Source organism: Gordonia sp. JH63, assembly GCF_009856645.1.
Lineage (GTDB): Bacteria > Actinomycetota > Actinomycetes > Mycobacteriales > Mycobacteriaceae > Gordonia > Gordonia hongkongensis.
In genome coordinates, this window is record NZ_CP047235.1 from 240,914 (window position 1) to 263,544 (window position 22,631).

The window sequence follows — 22,631 nt, forward strand, 5'->3', positions numbered from 1 at the left end:
GAAGGGAACGGACCATGCGTCGGATCGTCGCGACTGTATGTGCCCTGCTGTGTGCGCTCCTGGCCGGCGGTGTGCTCGCCGTCCCGACGGCGACCGCCGCGCCCCGGGGGTGCCCGGAGATCTATGTGCTCGCGGTCCCCGGGACCTGGTCCAACGGCGCCAGCCCGGGTGTGCTGGGGGAGATCACCGCCGGGCTCGGACCGGAAACCCGCGTGCAGTACGTCGGCTACGACGCCACGGCGTTCCCGTGGGAGAAGGCGATCTACGGCAAGTCCAAGGCGCAGGCGGTTGCCAACACCACGGGGCTCGCCCTTCAGATGCTCCGACGATGCCCCGGTACCCGGATCGCGCTCGTCGGCTACAGCCAGGGCGCCGACGCCGCCGGTGACCTCGCATCCGAAATCGGCACCGGTCGCGCCGCGATCCGTCCGAGCCAGGTCGCGGGGGTCGTGCTGATCGCGGATCCGCGGCGGTCCAAGCGGGACAATCTCATCGGCCCCGCCCTGAGGGGTGAGGGCAGTGGCGGACCACGCCTCGACGGCATGGGGTGGGTCCTGCCCAGGGCGTTCACCCTCTGCGAACCCACCGACGTCTACTGCAACGTGCCACGCGACTACTACGTGACGCGGATCGTCGGCTACCTCGCCGAGACCAGCGACCCGACGCCGAGCCAGATCGTGCAGTACCAGGCCGAGGCGGGCGCGATCTTCTCCGAACTGCTCACCCTCGGCGGCCCCGGCGAGATCGCGCAGGAGCTTGGTGACGCGCGCGCTCGCGAGCAGATCAGGTCGTTCAACCAATTCCTCCAGTCCGGGTCGCACGGCACCTACCGGGACTTCGAGGTCCGTCCCGGCGTGACTGCGGTGCAGTGGGCCAACCGGTTCCTCGCCGGCCTCGCGTGACGACGCCGGTCGGCTGACCTGCACGAGAACCGGATGAATCGGACGTCCGACTAGAGTGGCGGCCGAAGTGGTCACCGATCCCGGGGACCAGCCGCCCGCCCTCGGACAGACGGAACATCTCCTTGCCAACGCAGCTCGCCGCCGTACTCGCCCAGACCGACCCGTCGCAAGGTCACAGCGGTTTCATCGGCTGGATTCTCGACCTCATGGACACGCTCGGCGAGCTGGGTGTCGGGGTGGCAATCCTCCTCGAGACCTTCCTGCCGCCCATTCCGTCCGAAGCCGTTCTTCCCGGCGCCGGCTTCCTCGCCTACGAGGGCCGCATGAACGTCTGGCTCGCCTGGGCCGCGGCGACCATCGGGTCGCTCGTCGGGGCCTGGCTCTGGTACTGGATCGGTGCGGCTCTGGGCCGCGATCGCACCCGGCGACTCGTCGGCCGGATGCCGCTGCTCGACTACGACGACTTCGACAAGGCGGAGGAGTACTTCGTCCGCTGGGGCGGAATGGCAGTCCTCCTCGGTCGGTGCGTGCCGCTCGTCCGATCGTTCGTCTCCATCCCGGCCGGCATCGAGAAGATGCCGTTCTGGCGTTTCACCGCCTACACGACGTTCGGTTCCGGCGTGTGGAACGCACTGTGGATCGGGATCGGCTTCGGCTTCGGTCCGGCCATCGCCCCCGCGCTCGAACGGTGGAGTGGCGTGCTGAGCAACATCGTGATCGCCGTGCTGGTCCTCATGGTCGCCTGGTTCGTCGTGAAGCGGGTCCGCCGACGCCGCGCCAGTGCCGCGGGATAGCGGGCCGGGGGAGTGGGACGACCCGTGGAATACCTCGTGCGGAAGCGCGGTTGTACCCCGCGACGGTGACGGACTCAATGCCCCGGGTCCCACCCTTTGCCGCTTCGAGCGGCCTGTTTGCCGAGAGGCGCACTGACCGCCATCGTCGTCCATCACACCGAAGCCGCCGGCCCGATTCCCGGGTCGGCGGCTTCGGTCGTTCGACGGCAGCCCGCGGGGGCGAGTGGTCGCCTGCCCGCCGCCGGGTCATTCATGCAGGTGAGGGGCGCGTCGCTACGCGCGAGGTAACAGTTCTCGTGCGACGATCGATCTAGCCGTCGTGTACGGCACTCGCCGTTTCGGGAACCGGAGCTGCGGGATTCACACGTGTCGGCAGTCGCGGGGGGTGGCGAAAGCCACTGAGAAGTCCGGCGACACGACCGGGAACAGCCGCTACAGTAAAACAAAGTTCCAGTCCGTTGTAACGAATGTGAAGTATCAGGAAGTGATTGGTCATGAAGTTGGCTGACACATTTCACTCGCCCCGCCGGGGCTCTCTGCTGAACTCGCTGACCGGCGGGCGACTCGGGGGCCGCCGCGGTTCCACGACGATGTTCCCCGCCGAAGCGGAACGACTCATCACACCCGCCGAGCTCAGACGGTTCGGCGTTCGGTCCTAGCGCCCTTCGAGGCTCGTCGCTGTCGCTCCTCGCACCTCAGGGAGCAATGGGGGACGCTTCTTCGGATCAGGGCACGTCGCCTTCGGCGACGACTCGCACGCTCATCCCGCCGACCGACACCACATCGCCGATCGTCAGCTGACGGCCGCGCCTGGTCTCCACCTCGTCGTTCACGGTGACCAGACCGTCGGCGATCACCTCCTTGGCCTCGGCCCCCGACTCGATCAGGTTGGCGAGTTTGAGGAATTGGCCGAGTCGGATGGAGTCGTCCCGGATCGTCACGTCGTACACGGCTTCGATCATGCCGTTCCACCGCCCGCCGGGCCACCTCGGCCGTCGGGGACGCAAGACGATCTGTGCCGGACGGGGCCAATCCGCGTGGAGTGCCGGGACATACCTCTCATCCCGACTACCTTTTACGCATGGCCACCGACACCCCCCTCGCGCCGGTCGACCCCGAGAATCTCGGCGAGCACCGCGACGTGGGACCGCGGACGCCCACCGCGGCCGACCGCAGGTCCCTCGCGCTGCTCGACAAGATCCGACGGCCCTCCGGGTTCGGGTCCCGCGCCCCGCACATCGCCGGCACGATCGTCGGTGTCCTGGCGGCAATCGCGTTGCTGTCCAGCCTCTTCCCGGCGATACGGCATCTGATCCACGACCCCCGCCGCTACGTCGACGACTACCTCATCACCCTCCCCGACACCAGCTTCGCCTGGGCGTTCGTGCTCGCCCTCATCGCCGTCGCGCTCTCGGCCCGCAAGCGGATCGCCTGGTGGATCAGCGTCATCTACTTGATCCTGTTCATGGCGACCAACGCGCTCTATCTCGTGCCGTCGCTGGCCGACGACCTGGGCGTGACGCGGTGGGACCGCACGAACATCTACCTCGGACTGTTCATCGATGCGCTTGCCCTGATGTTCCTGCTGTCGACGTACCGCCAGTTCTACACTCGGGTCCGCAGAGGCGCCGTGCTGGCGGCGTTCGGCACCCTGGTCGCCGGACTGGCGATTGCGACGCTGCTGGGCTGGGCCTTGGTGTGGGCGTTCCCGCACACGCTGACCAGGGGCGACCGGTTGCCGTACGCGTTCAACCGGGTCGTGGCGTTCGGCGCCATCGACCAGGATGCCTCGTTCGACGGTCGGCACACCCACCTGTTCGTGAACGGTCTGCTGGGACTGTTCGGCGCGCTGGCGCTGATCGCCGCGGCCGTCGTGCTGTTCCGGTCGCAACGGCTGCGCTGGCTCATCACCGCCGAGGACGAAGCCCTCATCCGGGCGCTGATCACGCGATTCAACGACGACGATTCGCTCGCGTACTTCTCGACCCGTCGCGACAAGGCCGTCGTCTTCTCGCCCGATGGTCGGGCAGCGATCACCTACCGGGTGGAGGTAGGAGTCGGACTGGCGGGTGGTGACCCGATCGGCGACCCGGAGTCGTGGCCGGATGCCATCGCCGAATTCCTCACCCTGTGCGAGAAATACGGGTGGCATCCGGCGTCGATGGGGTCGAGCCCGCGTGGCGCGGCCGCCTTTGACGCCGCCGGTTTCGTCTCGCTCAACATCGGCGACGAGGCCATCCTGCACACGCGCGAGTTCAGCCTCAGCGGCCCGGCCATGAAGGCGGTGCGCCAGGCCGTGACCCGCACCCGCCGTGCCGGGGTCGGCGTTCGCATCCGACGACACAACGAGATCGGCGACACCGAGATGGCGCAGATCGTCGCGCGCGCCGACGACTGGCGCGACACCGACGAGGAACGCGGCTTCGCGATGGCGCTCTCGCGCATCGGCGATCCCGCCGACGGCGACTGCCTGCTGGTCGAGGCCGTGATGGACGAGGGCACCCCCGGCGAGCGGGTCGTCGGCATGCTGTCCTTCGTGCCCTGGGGGCGCCGGGGTGTCTCGCTCGACCTGATGCGTCGTGACCGGCACGGACCCAACGGCGTCGTGGAGACGATGGTCGCCGAGTTGTGCCGTAACTCAGAGCAATTGGGCATCACCCAGGTGTCGCTGAACTTCGCGGCGTTCCGGGCGTTCTTCGAGCAGGGTCCCCAGATCGGGGCCGGGCCGGTGATGCGGATGGGCTACTCGATCCTCATGTTCGGCTCGCGGTTCTTCCAGATGGAGTCGCTGTACAAGTCGAATGCGAAGTATCTGCCGGACTGGCAGTCGCGCTACCTGTGCTTCGAGGACAGCCGGATCCTGCCCCGGGTGGGCCTAGCCGCGATCGTGACCGAGGGTTTCATCACGTTGCCGCGCTTCGGACGGGCCAAGCACTACACGCAGGGGCCGCCGTCGATCCCGCCCGGTGTCAACGCGCCCGCGCTCATCGCCGAGCTCGACGCCGAGGCAGCCACACCCGAGGGTGCGGTCGTCCACCGGCCGGAACAGGTGCGCGTCCGACTCGAGAAGATGGACCGGCTCGTCGAGCGCGGCTTCGATCCGTACCCGCCGGCCGATCAACCCACTCATACGATCGCGGCGGCCAAGGCCGAACCCGAGGGAACCGTCGTCACCGTCGCCGGACGCGTGACGCGACTTCGGGACTTCGGCAAAGTGGTGTTCGCCGACGTCCACGACTGGTCCGGCGAGGTGCAGGTGCTGGTCGAGGATTCCCGGATCATCCCAGGCACACCCGATTTCGGTACCGACGTCGACCTCGGGGATCTGATCCAGGCCCGCGGCGTCGTCGGCACGAGTCGGAAGGGTGAGCTGTCGATCCTGATCGACGCCTGGCGGATCAACGGCAAATGCCTGCGTCCGCTACCCGACAAATGGGCCGGCCTCACCGATCCGGAAGCGCGTGTCCGCCAGCGCTATGTCGACCTGGCGATCAACGAGCAGACGCGAGCATCGCTCGCCACCCGCAGCCTCGTCGTGAAGTCGTTGCGCGACTTCCTCTCCGCGCGCGGCTACCTGGAGGTGGAGACGCCGATCCTGCAACAGATCCACGGCGGCGCGAACGCCACCCCGTTCCAGACGCACATCAACGCCTACAACCTCGACCTGTATCTGCGGATCGCCCCGGAGCTCTACCTCAAACGACTGTGTGTCGGCGGGGTCGAGAAGGTCTTCGAGATCGGCCGCAACTTCCGCAACGAGGGTGTGGACTTCAGTCACAACCCGGAGTTCACGAGTCTGGAAGCCTATGAGGCGCACAGTGATTACCTCAAGATGCTCGACCTGACACGAGAGATGATCCAGTACGCGGCGACGGCGGCCTACGGGGAACCGGTCATCGTGCGCACCGACGCCGACGGAAACGAAGAGCGCGTCGACATCTCCGGGGAGTGGCCGGTCAAGACCGTTCATCAGGTCGTCTCGGAGGGCGCGGAGCAGGAGATCACCCCGGAGACGTCTGTCGAGGAGCTGCGCGCGGTATGTGACCGCCTGGATATCAATCACCGGCCCGACTGGGACGCCGGGCAGATCGTCCTGGAACTGTACGAGCACCTCGGTGAGGATCGCACCACCTTCCCGACCTTCTACACCGACTTCCCGACGTCGACGTCACCCCTCACGCGTGCGCACCGGAGCAAGCCCGGCGTCGCCGAGCGGTGGGACCTCGTCGCCTGGGGGGTCGAACTCGGTACGGCCTACACCGAACTGACTGATCCGGTGGAGCAGCGGGCACGCCTCACCGAGCAGTCGATCCTGGCCGCCGACGGCGATCCGGAGGCCATGGAACTCGACGAGGACTTCCTGCAGGCACTGGAGTACGCGATGCCGCCGACCGGAGGTCTGGGTGTCGGCGTCGACCGGGTGGTCATGCTCATCACCGGACAGTCGATCCGCGAGTCGCTCGCGTTCCCGCTGGCGAAACCGCAGGACGCCTGACCGGGTCGACCGAGTTCGAATTCGCCTCAGCCGCAGAGTGCTCCGACGGCGTCGTGGTCGTGGGTGGGGATCACGCGCACGGTGTGGCGGGCCAGGTGGAGCCGGTGCAGCGTCGCGAACGCCGCGTCGCGGTCGTCGTCGACGAATTCGCCGGGGATGCTCGGCTTCTGGCGCAGGCGCGCCACCTGCTCGAAGTGCCAGGCCGCATCGCCGGCGAGCAGGACCGGGCCGGAGGACGTGCGGGCCAGGACGCCGACGCTCCCGGGGGTGTGCCCGCCGAGGTCGACGACGACCACGGAGCCGTCGCCGAACAGGTCGTGGCTCGCGACGAATGTGGACACGGGCGGGCCGTCGAGTTCGTAGTCGAGGATCCGGCGGCCGTCGATCAGTGCCGCCCGCACCCCGCCGACCGGTGGTCGCGTGCCCGCCAGTATCCATTCGCGTTCGGGCCGAGGTAGCCACACCGGCAGGCCGGGCAGGTCCAGCAGGCCGCACACGTGATCCCAGTGAGCGTGCGTCGGCAGGGCGAAGTCGGGGGAGCGGTGCAGCGGCCGCAGCTCGAGACCGTCGGCGGTGCTGACCGTCGACCGCGGCGGGGTGATCAGCGGGCGCAAGATCGTCGGCAATTCGGGCAGGACGCGGTGGTGGGCGTCGCGGCAGAAGCCGGGATCGACCAAGAACGTGGCCTCGGGGTGCTCGACCACGAAGGTCGTCATCGCCGACGACGCGCGACGCAGGGTACGAGCTCCCTCGACGAGGCCGGCGAGCGGCACCTGTCGCGCAACCTGGGGCAGGGCGCGCACCCGGACGGTCACCTCGCCGTCGGGGAGCCCGGCGTCCTCGATGGCGTCGATGAGTCGCCGGTCCGGCGGGCGCGGCCGGAACGCGCCGCGCACGGCGAGCGCACCCGTGCGCAGCATCTCGGCCGGCGCCGGGCCCGGCTGGCGAAAGGTGGCCACCGCGTATTCCTACCCCGACCGCTAGGTGTGCGGGCCGATTCCGGGCAAGCGGATGTCATGTGTAGTTCACCGCGGAGAGGTTTTGGGTACCACTCCGCCGTCGTTGAATGGTCCTGGCCCTTCGAATGGCCTGCTGTCCTCCCAACGGGCTACAACCGAACACAATGTGTAACGACGCGCTAGAGTCCAACGACCTATTCATCGACCCCCGACGTCTGACGAGAGGTACCGGAATGGTTGTCGAAGAGCTCGCACACCAGGACCGTCGGGCGGACCGTCGCTGACATGCAACCGACCCACATCCGGTTCACGGCGACTCCCGGGCAGCCACCGAGTCTTCCCGTGCCTCGTCCCCGACCCGGCAGCACCTGAAACCGTGGCGCCGAGGGAGAGCGACGCCACCGCGAATGCGGATCATGGGGGCGGGGGAGAATCGCAGGTCCTACGGGACCTGCTGGCCCTGGTGGCCGAAGGCGACCGGGCGGCCTTCACCCGCTTCTACGATCTGACCAGTTCGCGGATCTACGGTCTCGCCGTCCGGGTGGTGCGTGATCGGCACTACGCCGAGGAGATCGTCCAGGAGGCGTATCTGCAGTACTGGCAGCGGGCCGCCGAGTACGACCCCGCCCGCGGGTCGGTGATCACCTGGATGATGACGATTGCGCACCGACGCGCCGTCGACCGGGTCCGAACCGAGAACATGCAGACCGAGCGGTTGTCGGAGTACGGCGTCCGGGCCGCCGAACCCGAGATGACGCAGGATCTTCCGCTCGAAGCGGTGCTGCGGTCGGTGGAGGTGAGCGCAGTGCACACCTGCCTCGGACATCTCACGGAACTGCAACGAGGAAGCCTCGAGATGTCGTACTTCGGAGGACTCACCTATCCCGAGGTGGCGGCGCGCACCGACACGCCCCTGCCCACCACGAAATCCCGTATCCGGGACGGCCTGAGACGGCTGCGGAGCTGCCTGGACGCGCAGGACGACCGCTGACGGATCGGCGGTGAGCGCGTCGTGCCGTCCGGCGACGCCGCGCCATCCGCGCGGGCACACTGGACGGGTGCACGAGACGACACCCGACGCGGGTCTGGATTCACCCGGTGAGTTCGTGACGGTCGGGGAGCATCGGCTCCACGTGCTCGACGAGGGGGCGGGTCCGCCGCTGCTGCTCATGGCGGCGCTCGGGAGCAACTGGTTCGACCTCGATCCGCTTGTCGCGCGGCTCGTCTCGTCGTGGCGGGTCGTGCGGTACGACCGCCCGGGTTACGGGCTGTCCGATCCCATCGGTCGGCGTCACCATCCGTCGCTGCTGGGCGAGGTGGAGCGGATGGCCGCGGTGCTCGACGCTCGGGGTATCACCGAACCGGTTGTCGTCGTGGGGCATTCGCTGGCGTCGCTGTATGTGGAGGCGTTCGCACGCCGATATCCCGAGCGGACCGCGGGCGTCGTCATCCTCGACGGATCGTTCGTCCTGGTGCCGTGGCGGATCGTTCCGCTGTCGTTCCGGGTGGGCAACGCCCATCGGGTGGTCGGTGCGGCGCGCGCGGTGACGAGCCGCGTCGGGATTCGTCGCTGGCCCAGTTTCCAGGTGTGGAGCCGCGTCGTGCCCGCGCCACCGGAGGGTCGAGGCGAGCAGCAGCGCCGATGGAGTACGCGCGTCTTCGGGCAGCCGCCCTACCTCCTGGCCCTTCTCGTCGAGAACGCCGCCTTCGGATCGATGAACCAGACGTTGCGGAGTCTGCGACGGTCCGAGCCGATGCCGGACGTCCCGGTGATCGTCGTCGTGGCGTCGTCCAGGCTCCCGGGGTGGCGCCACTTCTGGGAATGGAAGCAGCGACGGTACGCCGACGTGCTCGGTGCCCGCGAGATCGCGGTACTCCCGAGGGCGCGGCACTTCCTCGTGTCGGAGCGCCCGGACGACGTCGCCGAGATCATCGGCGGGGTGCGGCCCATCCCTACCCGCGAGTAACCAGCTACTTGCGGTTACACCTAAACTGTTCGGCATGAGCGAGCTGACCTTCACCCCGACGGCCGACCTCGTCGACGACATCGGCGCCGACGTCCGAAGCTGCGACACCCAGTTCACGCAGTTCGGCGGAAACCGGGAGTTCGTCGGACGGGTGTCGACGGTCAAGTGCTTCCAGGACAACGCCCTGCTGAAGTCGGTTCTGGGTGAATCCAACCCCGGCGGGGTGCTCGTCGTCGACGGCGACGCGTCGGTCCACACCGCACTGGTCGGAGACCTCATCGCCGAGCTCGGCCGCTCCAACGGCTGGGTGGGGATCATCGTCAACGGCGCCATCCGCGACGCCAAGACCATCGGCGGGATGGCGATCGGGGTCAAGGCCCTGGGTACCAACCCGCGCAAGTCGACCAAGACCGGCGCCGGTGAACGCGACGTCCCGCTGACCATCGGCGGCGAGACGTTCACCCCCGGCGACATCGTCTACTCCGACGACGACGGCATCGTGCTCGTCGCCGCAGGAGACAACCAGTAGAGCCCCGACCGCAGACCACGATCGACATCGAAGACCGGACACCCGCACAGCGCTGAGGAGCACCGCCATGCCGAAGCCCACCGCCGACTATTTCGCTCGCCTGGGTGCGCTCGTCGCCATCGACGACGCCGCGAGTCGTCCCACGCGCCCCGTCCTCGAGGCGTTCAGCGGGACGGAGATGGCGACCATCCCGGTCGCCACCGCCGACGATCTCGAGGTGGCGGTCGCCCGGGCCCGCCAGGCGCAGGAGGGATGGGCGGCCCGCACGCCGGCCGACCGCGCCGCGATCATCGACCGCTTCTCCGAACTGGTCCACCGCAACGCGGCGTCGCTGATGGACATCGCGCAGGCCGAGACCGGCAAGGCGCGCATCTACGCGCAAGAAGAGGTCATCGACGTCTCGATCACCGCGCGGCACTACGCGACGAACGGGCCCAAGCTGCTCGCCGATCGCAAGGTCAAGGGCATGCTGCCGGGCGCGACCAGCGTGCGCGTGCGGTACCTGCCCAAGGGTGTGGTCGGCATCATCAGCCCGTGGAACTACCCGCTGACACTGGCCGTGTCCGATGCGGTGGCCGCCCTGATCGCCGGCAACGGCGTCGTGATCAAACCCGACAGCCAGACGCCGTACTGCGCGCTGGCCCTGGCCGAGTTGCTGTACGAGGCGGGTCTGCCGCGTGAGCTGTACGCCGTGGTGCCCGGGCCGGGAAGCGTTGTCGGACAGGCGATCATGGCCAGCACCGACTACGTGATGTTCACCGGCTCCTCGGAGACCGGGGCCACCCTCGCCGAACAGGCCGGGCGTCGGCTCATCGGCTTCTCGGCCGAACTCGGCGGTAAGAACCCGATGGTCGTCACCGCGAGTGCCGACATCGCCAACGCCGTGCGCGGCGCGGCGCGGGCGTCGTACTCCAACTCCGGGCAGCTGTGCATCTCGATCGAACGTATCTACGTCGACAAGAAGATCGCCGACGACTTCGCCGAGCGGTTCGCCGCGTATGTGTCGACGATGAAGCTGTCGGCCTCCTACGATTTCAGCGCCGACATGGGTTCGCTGGCCTCGGCCGCACAGATCGACACCGCCGAAGCGCATGTCGAGGACGCGGTCGCCAAGGGCGCGAAGGTGCTCGCCGGCGGCAAGCGTCGCGCGGACCTGGGCCCCTTCTTCTTCGAGCCGACGGTCCTCACCGACGTCACCGACGACATGGTGTGTTTCGCGAACGAGACCTTCGGACCGGTCGTCTCGATCTACCCGGTGGACTCCACCGACGAGGCGATCAAGCTCGCCAACGACACCGACTACGGCCTCAACGCCAGCGTCTTCGCCGGTAGCAGCGCCGAGGCGCAGCAGGTCGCCGAGCAACTGCGCGCCGGGACGGTGAACATCAACGAGGGTTACGCCGCCGCGTGGGCGTCGACGGCGGCCCCGATGGGCGGCATGGGTATCTCCGGGATGGGACGCCGGCACGGTGACGAGGGGCTGCTGAAGTACACCGAGCCGCAGACCATCGCCGAGCAGCGTTTCATCGGCATCGACCGCATGCCGGTGGTCCCGACGAGCATCTACCGAGCCATCACGCCGACCGCCGTGCGCGCGTTGAAGTACCTGCCGGGCCGGTAAGAGAGTAAGAGAGCTCACTCTCTGCTTGTTCGGGAGTGGGATGACTCGTTCCCTCGACGGCGTCGAGTAGGACGAATTTCCGTCCACCTCAGGGTGTGGGAAGGGCAGATTGCCCTTCGACCTCGCTCACAGGGACGCAAACTCCTCACCCCGGACGGCGTCGCCACCACCCGGTCGCTCCGGTCGGGCCGCGACGTCGCGGCATCTGGCGTGCCTGTGGAGCACGATTTCGCTGATCGAGACGCCCGATGTCCTGCCCCGTCGATGTGAGCGTGGTTACGGTAGGCCTTGTGACCCGAACACGTCATGGACGCAGGAGATCCGTTCGTTCACCGGCCCGTGGGCTTGTGACGATGACCGCGTCCGCGGCTGTCGTGGCTGGGTTGTTCTTCGCCGGCCCGGCGGCTCATGCTCGAGCGCCGCTGCAGGTCACTGCTGTGACTGGCGGGATGACCATCCCCTGGGGTGTAGTGGTTGCACCCGATGGCACCGTGCTTTCCGGTGAGCGCGCGGGGCGGTTTGTTGCAGTGCGCCCCGGTGGAAAACGTGTGAACGTCAGAGCAGACCTGTCGAAGATCTTCGCGGTCCACGAGGCGGGCCTCATGGGGCTCGCCATCGACCAACGGTTCTCGGACAACCGCCGTGTGTATTCGTGTCAAGCGGAGTACACGGTGCCCGGCGCCTTTGTCGTGCCGGAACCTCTTGCCGGCGCACCTCTTCCGGCCCCACAGACTGGTCAGACCATCAAGGTGGTGTCGTGGCGGGTGAGTGCGGACTGGACGCAGATGACCCGTGAACGGACGGTCCTCGGTGGAATCCCCGTGACGTCCTCCGGCAGTCGTGCCGGATGCGGCCTATCCGCTACCGCCGACAGCCTCTGGGTCGGTACCGGCGACACAGGCACACCATCCGTTGCCCAGGACCAGAAGTCGCTGGGCGGCAAAGTTTTACACATCAAATTCGACGGTGCGCCCGCTCCGGGAAACCCGAACCCGCGCAGCCCGATCTACAGCCTCGGGCATCGCAACGTACAGGGCGTGGCGGTCCAGCCCGGCACGGGTCGCGTGTACGCCATCGAGCAGGGCACGAGCCGCGACGACGAACTGAATCGCATCGTCGCCGGGGGCAACTACGGCTATAAGCCCGACCGCACACCGATCATCTACGACGAATCGGTGCCGATGACCGATCCGGTACGGGTCCCCGGCGCGATCGGTCCGGTCTGGAGTTCGGGCAACGAGACGATCGCTCTGCCGGGAATCGCATTCCTGCCCGAAACCGGTTGGGGCGCATACAACGGCGGCGTCGTGCTGACGGCGCTCAAGGGCAAACGACTGGTGTTCCTTAAGCTCTCTGACGACGGACGCCACGTGGTGTCGCGAACCGAGGCCCTGAAGGACGAGCATGGTCGCCTGCGCGGGGTGACCGTTGCGCCCGACGGCTCGCTGATCCTGACAACCAGCGACGGCGAAGGCGCAGACCGCATCCTGCGGGTGCGCTGGGACGGCTGAGCAATGTGCGACAACTTGGCCGTCGGACACGCAATCGACCGTGATCGTCGGCGCACCGAAGTTCGCCGGTGGTACCGGCGGTCCGACGCGCGTGATCGCCATGGTGTGAATCGGACACAGAAAGGTCATCGATGACGACGCGCATCACCCGGTTCGACCGCGGACCCCACACCTTCGACGTCACCGACGAAGGTCCGATCGACGGTGAACCGATCGTGCTGTTGCACGGGTTCCCCCAGCGGGCCTCGTGCTGGGAACTGGTCGCGGAAATCCTGCACGACAACGGGTTCAGGACCCTCGCGCCGGACCAGCGTGGGTACTCGCCCGGTGCTCGCCCCGCACGCCGACGGGACTACGTGCAGAGCGAACTGACCGCGGACGTGCTCGCCCTGCTCGACGCCGCAGGCCTCGTACGAGCCCACGTCGTCGGCCACGACTGGGGCGCACTCGTCGGGTGGGCGGTCGCCGCGCACCATCCCGATCGGGTGAAGACGCTGACCGCCCTGTCTGTTCCGCACCCAGGGGCCTTCCTGCGCTCGATGCGCCACGGACAGATCTTCCGGTCCTGGTACATGGCCGCCTTCCAGATTCCGGTCCTGCCCGAGAAGTTCCTCGGCTGGGCGATGCGAACACAACCGGACTTCGGGGAGCGGATGGGACTTCCACAACCGTTCGCGTCGCGGATCGCCCGTGAGATCGGTGACTACGGCGCCCTTCCCGGCGCGCTGGGTTGGTATCGCGCGATGCCGCTCCCCGACAGGCGATCCGCGCCCCGGCCGGTCCGCGTCCCGACCACGTTCGTGTGGGGCGACGCCGACCCGGCGATCGGCGAGGAGGCGGCCCGCCTGTGTTCGGGGTGGGTCGACGCGAAGTACGAGTTCATCGCGTTGCGCGGCGCCGACCATTGGCTGCCGGAAGCGCACGCCGACGACGTTGTCGCCGCGGTTCTCGACCGGGTCGGCGATCTCGCCCCGGCGAACGGGTCGACCACCGCCCCGTCGGCGGCGGGACCGTCAGCGCAGGACTCGGCGTAACACGACGAAGACGATCAGCGCGACCACAGCTGCGAGCCCGGCATACGCGGGCGTGAGATTGGTGGTCGGGGGTTCGGTGGGCGAACCCGATCGCAACTGCGCGAAAGTCGCACGGGCGGCGTCTGATTCGGCGACCACATCGACCGGCGGGTGTGTGGGCGCGGGCGTGGGATCGGCGGGCGCGGGGGCCGAGGACGCGGTCGGGGCCGGCTTCGGGGAGTGCGTCACCGGCGGCTCGGGGGGCGACGCCGGGGTCGTGGCCGACGACACCTGAGCCGCTTCGGGTTCCGGGGTCGGAGTCGGCGGATCCACTGGCTCCGGGGCGGGCGGCGCCGACTTCGGCGGCGCCTTCTTGGCAGGTGCCTTCTTGGCTGCCGACTTCTTCGCCGGTGCGGCTCCGGCGGCCTTTTTCGCAGGGCTCTTCTTGGCCGGCGCCTTTTTCGCGGGGCTCTTCTTCGCCGCCTTCTTCGGCGGGAGCTTGTCGCCGCCGGATTCGGCGGCCGCCGTCTCCGGCGAGGCCTTCTTCGCTACCGGCGCGGCGGGTGCGGCGTCGGGTACGGAGGCGGACTCTTCCGGTGCGGCAATCGGGAACAGCGCCTGCTCGTCTTGGTTCGACTCACCGGCGGACGGCGTGGTGTTCGGATCTGGCTCGGTCATACCACGCTCCCTCGCAAGTGTCCGGCAGGCGCCCGGCAACTGCTGCGCCGCGCGACACGTTCGCACCCATCCTAATGGTGTGCCCCGGAACCGGGCACCGGCGACCGGATCCCGCAGCCTGTTCCACACGTACCGCTGATCGCTCGCCGATCTCACCCAAGCGGCCGCCGCCCACCGGCGCGGCGAGGACCCGGCTCGGACCGTGGGTCAGGAACGGACCCCGAGCCGTGCGAGGATGTCGGCGTCGACGGCTTCGAGTTCGTCGGCGATGGACTTGTGGGCGGTGCGGCGCTGACCGGCCGACATCGTCTCGGCGGTCTGCACCGCGACGTCCAGATTGTCGAGGCGCTTGGTCATCGCCGCGACGAAATCCGTGGAGTCGGAGCTGGTGTCCTGCGCGACGACCTTCTCCAGTGCCGTACGGGTGGTCGCGATCCGCGCGGACAGGGTCGCTCCGTGACCGCTGAACTGGCGCAACACCTCCGGTGAGACCCCCGCGCGGTTCGCCTGCAGTGTGGAGAGCTGTTCGCGTCCGGCGACCGCGGCCCGGTAGACGACGGGTGCGGCGATCGGTGCCACGAGCCGGGCGACGGTGAGGTAGCGCTTCACGCTGCCCGGGCTGAGAGCCTTCGCGTCGGCCGCGGCCTGCGCCTCGACGGCGAACTTCTTCGCCTCGGCCTTGCTCACCTTCGTCTGGGACTTGGCGAGCTGCTTGGCGGTCTTGCGCTCGGCCTTCATCTCCTTCTGGAAGTACTTGTGCTCGTTCTTGCGCCGGGCCTTTTGTTCCTTGCGCCGCGACTTGGCGTCGAACTTGGCCTCCAGCTTGGCTTTCGCCTTGAGAGCCTTGGCCTCTGCCTTGCGCTGAGCACGAGTCGTACCGTCGGAGGAGAACAATCCCATCGAATGCCCTTTCGCTGCTGCCGAGAAGACCGCAGTCGACCCCCGGCCTGCTCTCGTTCCGCTCCCGGCGCCGGTGTCGACCGGCTCGCTCGATCGCGTCCGGCGCCGCACTTCGTGGCCCCGCTCGCTTCGCTCCCGACGTCAGGCGCGCGTGATAACAAGTACAAGCATGACATGTGGTTGTATCCGACCACGTGTCCGTCCGTTCGAGCCCGGAAAGGGATGGCGTGGTCCCTGTCGTGTTGTCGCCGCGCGACCTCGCCGGTTGCGAGCACCGGGTCGCCCTCGATTTCGCGCACGACAGACGTCCCGCCGACGAACCCGATCCGCCTGGCGTGCAGCGCCGCAAGGAGGCCGCGGCCGACCATCGGGCGGCGATCCGCGAGCTGCTCCGGGGGGTACACAGCGATCAGCCGGGCGCGTTCGTGGTCGTCGACGCCGATGCGAGCACCGCTGAGCGCGTCGCGGCCACGCTGCGTGCCTGCGACGCCGGGGCGTCGTGGATCTGGAACGCGACCCTGCCGACCGACCGGGAGCACGGGCGCCGTGGCCATTCCGAACTGCTGGTGCGGGTCGGGGACGGTTACACACCCGTCATCGTCGTCAACCACCGGGTCAGCCAGCCGGCGAAATCGACGCCGGAACCGGACGGGCGCGCGCCCAGCCTGGTGACCAGTCCGTTCTGGATGTGGGCACCGAGCCCCGACCCATATCGGACCGGCCGGCCGAACCGACGGGACAACCTCCGGCTGGCTCATCTCACCGCCATGCTCGTGGAGATCGGCAGGGCGTCGTCGACCGACACGACAGAGTTGCGCGGCGGCGTGATCGGCGTGGACGCGGACTGCATCGTCGTCCTGGACACCGGGGCGATGCTCGAGGACTACTCGGCGATCCTCGAGCATCGGCTCGCGGTCGCGGGTGGGCAGGTCCCCACCGAGCCCCGCCGGATCAGCGAATGCCGTTCGTGCCCGTGGTGGGTGCGCTGCGGACCGGAGCTCGAGGAGAAGCGCGACGTCAGTCTCGTGGCGAGCGGCAACCAGGGTTCGGTCCTGATCGATGCCGGGATCACGACGATCGACGAACTGGCCGCACAGCGCGGGGCCCCACCGGAGGGCTGGCCGGGAGGCGTCCGGTTCGGCGACGCGATCATCAACGCGATCGCCTGGCTCACCGGCACCGAGCTCGTCCGGCGCGTCGACTCGCCGCGGGTCCACCGCGCCGACATCGAGATCGACGTCGACATGGAGAGCTACGGCGAGCACGGGGCGTATCTGTGGGGGACACTGCGCACCGACACCACCGACTCGTCCGCGCCCGTCGAGTACCGCCCGTTCGTCACCTGGGACCCGCTGCCCACGCGCGACGAAGCGCGGTCGTTCGCCGAGTTCTGGGGATGGCTCATGGCCGAACGCGCCGCCGCCCGCGAGGCCGGGAAGACGTTCGCGGCCTACTGCTACTCCCAGCAGGCGGAGAACCGATGGCTGCTGGGGTCGGCCGACAGCTTCGCCGGCGAGCCGGGCATCCCGGCGCGCGCCGAGGTCCAGGCCTTCATCGCATCGTCGGAATGGGTGGACATCTACGAGGCGGTCGGCGAGAACTTCATCTGCCCGCGGGGCAAGGGCTTGAAACGAGTGGCGCCGGTCGCCGGGTTCTCGTGGCGCGACGACGACGCGAGCGGCGAGGCGTCGATGGAGTGGTACCGGGCGGCTGTCGCGCTCGGGGGCGGGCGCCCCGACGACGGGCAGCGCCGGCGACTTCTCGAATACAACGAAGACGATGTTTGTGCCACAAAAGTGTTGCGCGAGTGGATGACCGACGGCGCGGCCGCGCAGGTGCCGCACGAGCGGGATCTGCTCGACCGGTTCCGGGCGAGCTGACGACCTCAGCCGAACCGCGGGGTCGAACGTCTCGTCGCCGCGTCTCAGGGACGCATCGAGCGCAACGAGTCGAGGAACGACCCGCTGCCGAGCAGGGCGACGGCGCCGAGCAGCAACAGTGCTCCCGGCGCCACGCCGAGGACGAACTTCCGCACCGACGTCAACGTCGAGTCCTCCGGCACACCGGGCGAGGCCTGCGGCGGATCGACCGGCGGACCCGCTGCACCCGCAACCGTCTGCGAGGTGTCGGAGCCGTCGGATTCGACACCGGTGTCGGGCTGTGGAGAACGACGATCGGTGTCCGGCCCGCTGCCGGAGCCGGAGTCCGGAGTCGGCCCGGTCGAACCACCTCCACCAGGCGGGGCGACCGTCGGTACGTCGGTGACGGCCGGACCGGTGTTCGCGGGGACCCCGGCCAGGTCGGACCCGCTCACATCGCCATCGGACGCCGAGGGAGCGTCCTCCTCCCGGCGGATGCCGCGGGACGGGTCGTCACCGTCGCCATCGCGCCCGGACGTGGTTTCGCGCCCGGACGTCGACGGATCCGGATCGCCGGTACTGGTCGTGGTCGTGGTCGTGGTCTCGCTCGTCGTGTCCGACGTCCCTGGCATGGGCGACGATCCACAACCGCAGCCCGTGGGATGGGACGGTGCGGAGGACTCGTCCGTGGTTTCGGGATCGGTGGTCTCGGGGTCCGTGGTTTCGGGTTCGGTCGTCTCGGGGTCATCGGTCGCCGAGCCCGCGGGTGTGTCGGTGTCGGTGTCGTCGACCTCGTCCGTGTCATCGGGATCGCTGTCGGAGTCGGAGTGGGCGTCACCGGCCCAGTCCGCGCCTGGCGCATCGGGGCCGGGTGGGGCTGTCGAGGCCACCCCGGGCGCGACGACGATGAAGAGAATCGCGGCGAGAGCGATCAGAAGGACGGCGAGACCACGCGGCTTGGCACGGGCGCCGCGGGGGGTCGGGAGACGGTGGCTCATCGTTCGTCAGGCGTACAGTCGAGGGGGTGAAACATCGTCGCTGACACCATGCGGCGGATCGACGCGCACCGCGGGCCGAACCCGAATGTTCATCTGACGGATCCGCGTCGGCAACCCATGACCCCCATGAATGTGAAGAACGCCACACTATCGATCGTTACACCATCTTTACAGGTGATACGCGCAGAGCGCGGCGGTCCGGTACTTTCTGATCGTACCGATCGTTGCAACGGCCGTGTACAGCGGGCTTTAATGCTTGCAAATTCAAATTTTGCGTTTCGGAGAAGATTGTCATGACTTCAGGAGGGGCGGAGAAGCCTATGGGCGACACCGGACGCACCGACTCCGATCGTTCGAGGACGACGGACGCGGATGCTCTCGACCCCGGGCTGTTCGCCCGGCGGCTCGAGGAACTGTTCCGGACGGTTCCTGGTCCGAACGGTAGGGCGTACAGCGCGAAGGCGATCGCGGCGCGATCGACCGAGCGGGGGTTCCGACTCGGCGAGTCGTATCTGAGCCAACTGCGATCGGGGAAGGCCAAGTCTCCCTCGTTCCGCACGGTGGAGGGCATCGCGGCCGCTTTCGGGGTCGACGTGCACTACTTTCTCGAGGATCGGGCCGCGCAGCGTACCCGCGACGAGATCGATCTGATGCGGTTGCAGGCCGACACGAACGTCCAGCTGGCGGCCTTCCGCCTGGCCGGGTTGTCGAGTGATTCGGTCACGGTGGTGAACGAGCTGATCAAGGTGCTGCGCGAGCAGCAGGGTCTGCCCAAGGATCCGCCGGACGTGATCGCGGCCGGTCTGAGCGACACCAAGCCGTCGGCCGATTCGCGGCTTCGCGTCGTCGGAGACCACAGCGACGACTGACCGCCGGTGAGGCGTTCGCGGAGCCATTCGTTCCGGACCGAGGGGTGTCGGCCCGGACAGGCCAGCGAAGTCGATCGCCGCGGGTGGATTCCGGCGTGGTGCGCGCTCGTGATTCGATGAGCTCATGCGTCGATCCGAGCGCGCATTGCGCGCGTTGTGCCGCGCCGAGCTGAAGGGGCTCGATCTCGATCTGCCCCTCGACGTGGCTCAACTCTGCGAACGGTACGGTGACCGTCGCGGTCGGCCCATCCGGTTGATCGAGCATGCCTTGCCCGCGGGGGTTCCCAACGGCATCTGGCTGGCCGCGACCGACGCGGACTACTTCTTCCACCAGGCCCACACCTCACGCTTGCACCGCAACCAGATCGTCGTCCACGAGTTCGGCCATCTGATCGCCGGCCACCAGATCCTCGGTGAGGCCTCGGCGGCGGGGATCGCCGCCCTGACGCAGGACGAGTCGGCAGCCGCGCTCCGGCGCACGTGCTACTCCGACGACGCCGAGTGGGAGGCCGAGATGCTCGCCTCGTTGATTCTCGGCTGGGCCGAGGACGCCGGCACCGGCGTCGGGAGCACCGCGTCGCACGGCGAACTGCGTGGACTCCAGAAACTGTTGGGGGGTCATCGCGGATGGCTGTGACACGCCGGTCGGTTGTGGCACCGGGAAGAATGTGAGTCCCTGTTGGGCGTGATCACTGTCGCGGGCGGGGGCCCGACGGTCAATCTGCTGGCCTCCGGGGTGGACGTCGGGATCGGCGCGGTCAACGCCGTCGCCGCGGGCGTCTTCGCCCTCGCGTTCTGTTGGCGCCTCGATCAGATCCGCCGTGCGGGATGGGGGTTGCAGCCGCTGGCGATGATGATCGCCGTGGCGGCGCTGACCCTCGCATTCGTCGTCGTCGACGACTCGGTCGCAGACGTGCTCAACGAGGTCGGTTTCACCGGCCTGTCGAGGGTGGCGTTCTACGCGCTCCTCGCGATCGGGGTCGCGGCGCTCGTGGTGGTGTTCTTCTTCCCCGGGAAGGTCACGCGCGAACGCCGGGCCGAATGGGAGGCATTGCCCCTCGTCGTGGCACTCGTCGGGCTGCAGGTGACCATGCTGGTCATCCCGGTCGAGATCCGGACCGCGACCATCGACGAATGGACCGTCCAGAACTGGGGTTTCGCGCTGTTCATGCTGATCGCCAGCGGTTACCTCGCCTACGGCTTCGTCGCCTGCGTCAACAGCGTCCGCAAGTTCTATGCGACGGCGGACGGCTATCTCCGTGTGTCCCTTGGCCTTCTGATGACGGGTCTGACGTGTCTCGCGGTCGGCGCGGTCTGTCAGATCGTGTTCGTGATCGTGTCCGCGACGAACGTCGTCCGGTCGCCGTGGCTTCTGACGACGAATCGGGCCGTCGCCATCGTCGGCGTCGTCACGTTCCTGATGGGGATCAGCTATCCGATGGTCTACGCGCGGGTTCAGTCGGTCGCGGCCAACCGGCGTCGTCGACGCCTCGACGCCGAACTCGTGCCCCTGTGGCGACTGGTGACCGACGCGGTCCCCGGAGTGGTGCTACCGGATGCCGGCCGGCTGACACCGACCACCCGATTGCATCGGCGCGTCGTCGAGACCCGAGACGCGTTGACGCAGTTGAGTCCTCGGGTCCCGGCGGTGTTCGGGTATGCCGAACCCGAGGTGCAGGCGAGGCTGTTGCGGGCCGCCGTGGCCGGACACGATCCGCGAGAGGGTGACGGCGGTGCCGTCCGAGACCTGGCGCCGGCCGATGGCGAGGGTCTCGAAGCTGATGCCGTGCCGTTGATCAGACTGGCCCGGGCGCTCGACGCCGTACAGTTGGTCGAGGAGCCGGCCGACCGGTGATGCGCCGGCCGGCCCTCGAACAGGCGAAGTCGCCTCAGGTGAACAAGGCGAGTCGGTCGGACTAGCGCGGCGCCATCCGGATCGCGCCGTCCATGCGGATGGTCTCTCCGTTGAGGTAGTTGTGCGCGACGATGAACTCCGCCAATTGCGCGTACTCGTCGGGCTCGCCGAGACGTTGCGGAAACGGGATGCCCTCGGCGAGGGTCTTCTGGAACTCGGGGGTGACACCAGCCAGCATCGGCGTGCTGATGGTGCCGGGGGCGATGGTGCACACGCGCACGCCGACGCGTGCGAGGTCGCGGGCTGCCGAGATGGTCATCGCGTGCACACCACCCTTCGACGCCGCGTAGGCGATCTGACCGATCTGGCCTTCGAACGCGGCCACCGATGCGGTGTTGATGATGACGCCGCGCTGACCGTCACCGTCGATGGTGGACTCTTCCTGCATGCGGTTGGCGGCCAGTCGCATGACGTTGAAGGTGCCGACCAGGTTGATGTCGATGACCTTGCGGAAGAGGTCGAGCTCGTGCGGGCCCTTCTTGCCGAGTATCCGTGCGGCCCAGCCGACGCCGGCGCAGTTGACCGCGACACGCAGCGGTGCCCCGGACTCGGCGATGGTGTCGATGACGGCCTGGACCTGGGTCTCGTCGGTGACGTCGGCCGCGACCAGCGTGACTCCTTCGGTGGGCGCGGCCTTGTCGATCGAGGCCTGCAGGTCGAGGCCGAAGACCTGGGCGCCGGCTGCGGCGAAACGCCGTGCGGTGGCCGCACCGAGGCCGGAGGCCCCGCCGGTGACCAGTACGGAAGCGCCTGAAACGTCCATGTGTGAGGTGATCCTTTCGCGGTACCCGACCCGTTCTCCTGCCGGCCGCGCCGCCGTCGTCGGCGACGCCGCTCCGGCTCGTGCTGCAGTTTCACGATAGTCAGACGGCTCGCACCAACCGCGAAAGACCCCCTGAATTACCGAACGAGCGCTCGGACGCTCTCGTCGGAACGGAGGCGGTTCTCCCGGCGGATCAGCACGATGCCGATCCCGGTGATGATCACGACTGCACTGAGCGTGCCGGCGATCACGGGCACCGACGCACCGATCAGACCGTCGGTGATGAGCCAGGCCGCGAACGCGAAGAAGAGAACTGCCGCGCCGATCGCGATGACGCGCTCGGGGAGGTGGCGGCCGAGCAGGACACCCACACCGATGGCGAGAGCGTCGGCGGCGACCATGCCGAGCGTGGACCCGATCCAGACCCCGAGCCAGTCGTTGTCGGTGGCCAACGTGATGGTCGCGAGCATGGTCTTGTCGCCCAGTTCGGCGAGGAAGAACGCCGACATGACGGCGAAGAACACCGAGGCGCCGACGCGGGTCGCCCGACTGGACTCCTCGTCGTCGAGCCGGTCTCCGCGCAGCGTCCAGAGGCCGAAGACGAGCATCGCCAGGCCGGCGAGGATCGTCAGGAGCGTGGTGGGTATCGACAGACCGAGGAAGTGGCCGAAGAACACCGAGACCGCGTGCACCGCGGTGGTGGCCACAGTGATCGCGAGGAGGATGACCCACCAGCGGTAGCGCAGGGCGTAGGTCATCGCCATCAGCTGTGACTTGTCACCGAGTTCGGCCACGAAGATCACGCCGAAGCTGAGGAGCAGGGCGGCAATCACGGACGCCAGGTTAGTCAGCGCTAAC

20 protein-coding genes are annotated in these 22,631 nt (G+C 68.4%); 13 read left to right on the top strand and 7 right to left on the bottom strand.

The window, feature by feature from the left end:
* The first annotated feature begins 14 nt into the window (after positions 1-14).
* On the top strand, positions 15-902 hold the full coding sequence (locus tag GR168_RS01095; RefSeq protein ID WP_058253695.1) for a cutinase family protein: 888 nt from the start codon (positions 15-17) through the stop codon (positions 900-902).
* Between the two features lie 122 nt (positions 903-1,024).
* Complete coding sequence (locus GR168_RS01100; protein ID WP_159369782.1) at positions 1,025-1,696, top strand: DedA family protein; 672 nt, start codon at positions 1,025-1,027, stop codon at positions 1,694-1,696.
* Positions 1,697-2,421: 725 nt separating this feature from the next.
* On the opposite strand, the gene GR168_RS01105 is transcribed toward GR168_RS01100, so the two are convergent.
* Positions 2,422-2,658, bottom strand: coding sequence for an RNA-binding S4 domain-containing protein (locus GR168_RS01105; RefSeq protein ID WP_058253697.1), 237 nt, complete (start codon positions 2,656-2,658; stop codon positions 2,422-2,424).
* 119 nt (positions 2,659-2,777) lie between these two features.
* Between GR168_RS01105 and lysX the strand changes: the two genes are divergently transcribed.
* A complete protein-coding gene (gene lysX, locus GR168_RS01110) occupies positions 2,778-6,191 on the top strand; it encodes a bifunctional lysylphosphatidylglycerol synthetase/lysine--tRNA ligase LysX (protein WP_159369783.1) in 3,414 nt (1,137 codons plus the stop codon).
* A gap of 26 nt (positions 6,192-6,217) precedes the next feature.
* Here the strand turns inward: lysX and GR168_RS01115 are convergent, their stop codons facing one another.
* Positions 6,218-7,150 (bottom strand): MBL fold metallo-hydrolase, encoded by a 933-nt coding sequence (locus GR168_RS01115; protein ID WP_238994986.1) that lies wholly within the window; start codon positions 7,148-7,150, stop codon positions 6,218-6,220.
* Positions 7,151-7,526: 376 nt separating this feature from the next.
* Here GR168_RS01115 and sigK point away from each other — a divergent pair, with 376 nt between their 5' ends.
* The 6 genes from sigK (at position 7,527) to GR168_RS01145 (ending at position 13,812) form a co-directional block, all read left to right on the top strand.
* Positions 7,527-8,141, top strand: coding sequence for an ECF RNA polymerase sigma factor SigK (gene sigK / locus GR168_RS01120; RefSeq protein WP_159369784.1), 615 nt, complete (start codon positions 7,527-7,529; stop codon positions 8,139-8,141).
* 67 nt (positions 8,142-8,208) lie between these two features.
* Positions 8,209-9,117, top strand: a complete 909-nt coding sequence (locus GR168_RS01125; protein ID WP_137809843.1) for an alpha/beta hydrolase — start codon at positions 8,209-8,211, stop codon at positions 9,115-9,117.
* 34 nt (positions 9,118-9,151) lie between these two features.
* Positions 9,152-9,646 carry a ribonuclease E activity regulator RraA gene (gene rraA, locus GR168_RS01130; RefSeq protein WP_078111901.1) on the top strand — a complete coding sequence of 165 codons (495 nt, stop codon included), beginning with the start codon at positions 9,152-9,154 and terminating at the stop codon, positions 9,644-9,646.
* Between the two features lie 67 nt (positions 9,647-9,713).
* Positions 9,714-11,267: a succinic semialdehyde dehydrogenase gene (locus GR168_RS01135; protein WP_159369785.1), complete on the top strand. Its 1,554-nt coding sequence runs from the start codon at positions 9,714-9,716 to the stop codon at positions 11,265-11,267.
* 353 nt (positions 11,268-11,620) lie between these two features.
* Positions 11,621-12,778, top strand: coding sequence for a PQQ-dependent sugar dehydrogenase (locus GR168_RS01140; protein WP_238994987.1), 1,158 nt, complete (start codon positions 11,621-11,623; stop codon positions 12,776-12,778).
* Positions 12,779-12,909: 131 nt separating this feature from the next.
* Positions 12,910-13,812, top strand: coding sequence for an alpha/beta fold hydrolase (locus GR168_RS01145; protein ID WP_159369787.1), 903 nt, complete (start codon positions 12,910-12,912; stop codon positions 13,810-13,812).
* Here GR168_RS01145 and GR168_RS01150 read toward each other — a convergent pair.
* Together GR168_RS01150 and GR168_RS01155 are read right to left on the bottom strand one after the other, a co-directional pair.
* The gene (locus GR168_RS01150; protein ID WP_159369788.1) at positions 13,792-14,469 is read right to left on the bottom strand and encodes a hypothetical protein; all 678 of its coding nucleotides are present in this window, start codon (positions 14,467-14,469) and stop codon (positions 13,792-13,794) included. The genes GR168_RS01145 and GR168_RS01150 overlap by 21 nt on opposite strands.
* Positions 14,470-14,676: 207 nt before the next feature.
* Positions 14,677-15,369 (bottom strand): DUF6474 family protein, encoded by a 693-nt coding sequence (locus GR168_RS01155; RefSeq protein ID WP_159369789.1) that lies wholly within the window; start codon positions 15,367-15,369, stop codon positions 14,677-14,679.
* A gap of 227 nt (positions 15,370-15,596) precedes the next feature.
* On the opposite strand from GR168_RS01155, the gene GR168_RS01160 reads away from it, so the two are divergent.
* Positions 15,597-17,249 carry a TM0106 family RecB-like putative nuclease gene (locus tag GR168_RS01160; RefSeq protein ID WP_159369790.1) on the top strand — a complete coding sequence of 551 codons (1,653 nt, stop codon included), beginning with the start codon at positions 15,597-15,599 and terminating at the stop codon, positions 17,247-17,249.
* Between the two features lie 44 nt (positions 17,250-17,293).
* Here GR168_RS01160 and GR168_RS01165 read toward each other — a convergent pair whose 3' ends face one another.
* On the bottom strand, positions 17,294-18,226 hold the full coding sequence (locus GR168_RS01165) for a hypothetical protein (RefSeq protein WP_159369791.1): 933 nt from the start codon (positions 18,224-18,226) through the stop codon (positions 17,294-17,296).
* 293 nt (positions 18,227-18,519) lie between these two features.
* Between GR168_RS01165 and GR168_RS01170 the strand changes: the two genes are divergently transcribed.
* The 3 genes from GR168_RS01170 to GR168_RS01180 all read left to right on the top strand — a co-directional run bounded on the left by GR168_RS01170 (position 18,520) and on the right by GR168_RS01180 (position 20,950).
* The gene (locus GR168_RS01170) at positions 18,520-19,095 is read left to right on the top strand and encodes a helix-turn-helix transcriptional regulator (RefSeq protein ID WP_058253707.1); all 576 of its coding nucleotides are present in this window, start codon (positions 18,520-18,522) and stop codon (positions 19,093-19,095) included.
* Positions 19,096-19,219: 124 nt separating this feature from the next.
* Positions 19,220-19,732, top strand: a complete 513-nt coding sequence (locus GR168_RS01175) for a hypothetical protein (protein ID WP_058253708.1) — start codon at positions 19,220-19,222, stop codon at positions 19,730-19,732.
* A gap of 42 nt (positions 19,733-19,774) precedes the next feature.
* On the top strand, positions 19,775-20,950 hold the full coding sequence (locus tag GR168_RS01180; protein ID WP_159369792.1) for an MAB_1171c family putative transporter: 1,176 nt from the start codon (positions 19,775-19,777) through the stop codon (positions 20,948-20,950).
* A 61-nt stretch (positions 20,951-21,011) separates the two neighbouring features.
* On the opposite strand, the gene GR168_RS01185 is transcribed toward GR168_RS01180, so the two are convergent.
* A complete protein-coding gene (locus GR168_RS01185) occupies positions 21,012-21,773 on the bottom strand; it encodes an SDR family NAD(P)-dependent oxidoreductase (RefSeq protein ID WP_065631287.1) in 762 nt (253 codons plus the stop codon).
* Between the two features lie 137 nt (positions 21,774-21,910).
* Entirely contained in the window at positions 21,911-22,606 is a 696-nt protein-coding gene (locus tag GR168_RS01190; RefSeq protein ID WP_159369793.1) for a TMEM165/GDT1 family protein, read from the bottom strand.
* Between the last annotated feature and the right edge of the window lie 25 nt (positions 22,607-22,631).

What these genes read in the sequence shown, in the direction of transcription:
- GR168_RS01185 (WP_065631287.1), bottom strand. Translation starts at nt 21,773, where the DNA reads ATGGACGTTTCAGGCGCTTCCGTACTGGTCACCGGCGGGGCCTCCGGC.
- rraA (WP_078111901.1), top strand. Translation starts at nt 9,152, where the DNA reads ATGAGCGAGCTGACCTTCACCCCGACGGCCGACCTCGTCGACGACATC.
- GR168_RS01170 (WP_058253707.1), top strand. Translation starts at nt 18,520, where the DNA reads ATGACTTCAGGAGGGGCGGAGAAGCCTATGGGCGACACCGGACGCACC.
- GR168_RS01140 (WP_238994987.1), top strand. Translation starts at nt 11,621, where the DNA reads ATGACCGCGTCCGCGGCTGTCGTGGCTGGGTTGTTCTTCGCCGGCCCG.
- GR168_RS01135 (WP_159369785.1), top strand. Translation starts at nt 9,714, where the DNA reads ATGCCGAAGCCCACCGCCGACTATTTCGCTCGCCTGGGTGCGCTCGTC.
- GR168_RS01145 (WP_159369787.1), top strand. Translation starts at nt 12,910, where the DNA reads ATGACGACGCGCATCACCCGGTTCGACCGCGGACCCCACACCTTCGAC.
- GR168_RS01165 (WP_159369791.1), bottom strand. Translation starts at nt 18,226, where the DNA reads ATGAGCCACCGTCTCCCGACCCCCCGCGGCGCCCGTGCCAAGCCGCGT.
- GR168_RS01105 (WP_058253697.1), bottom strand. Translation starts at nt 2,658, where the DNA reads ATGATCGAAGCCGTGTACGACGTGACGATCCGGGACGACTCCATCCGA.
- GR168_RS01155 (WP_159369789.1), bottom strand. Translation starts at nt 15,369, where the DNA reads ATGGGATTGTTCTCCTCCGACGGTACGACTCGTGCTCAGCGCAAGGCA.
- GR168_RS01150 (WP_159369788.1), bottom strand. Translation starts at nt 14,469, where the DNA reads ATGACCGAGCCAGATCCGAACACCACGCCGTCCGCCGGTGAGTCGAAC.
- lysX (WP_159369783.1), top strand. Translation starts at nt 2,778, where the DNA reads ATGGCCACCGACACCCCCCTCGCGCCGGTCGACCCCGAGAATCTCGGC.
- GR168_RS01175 (WP_058253708.1), top strand. Translation starts at nt 19,220, where the DNA reads ATGCGTCGATCCGAGCGCGCATTGCGCGCGTTGTGCCGCGCCGAGCTG.
- GR168_RS01095 (WP_058253695.1), top strand. Translation starts at nt 15, where the DNA reads ATGCGTCGGATCGTCGCGACTGTATGTGCCCTGCTGTGTGCGCTCCTG.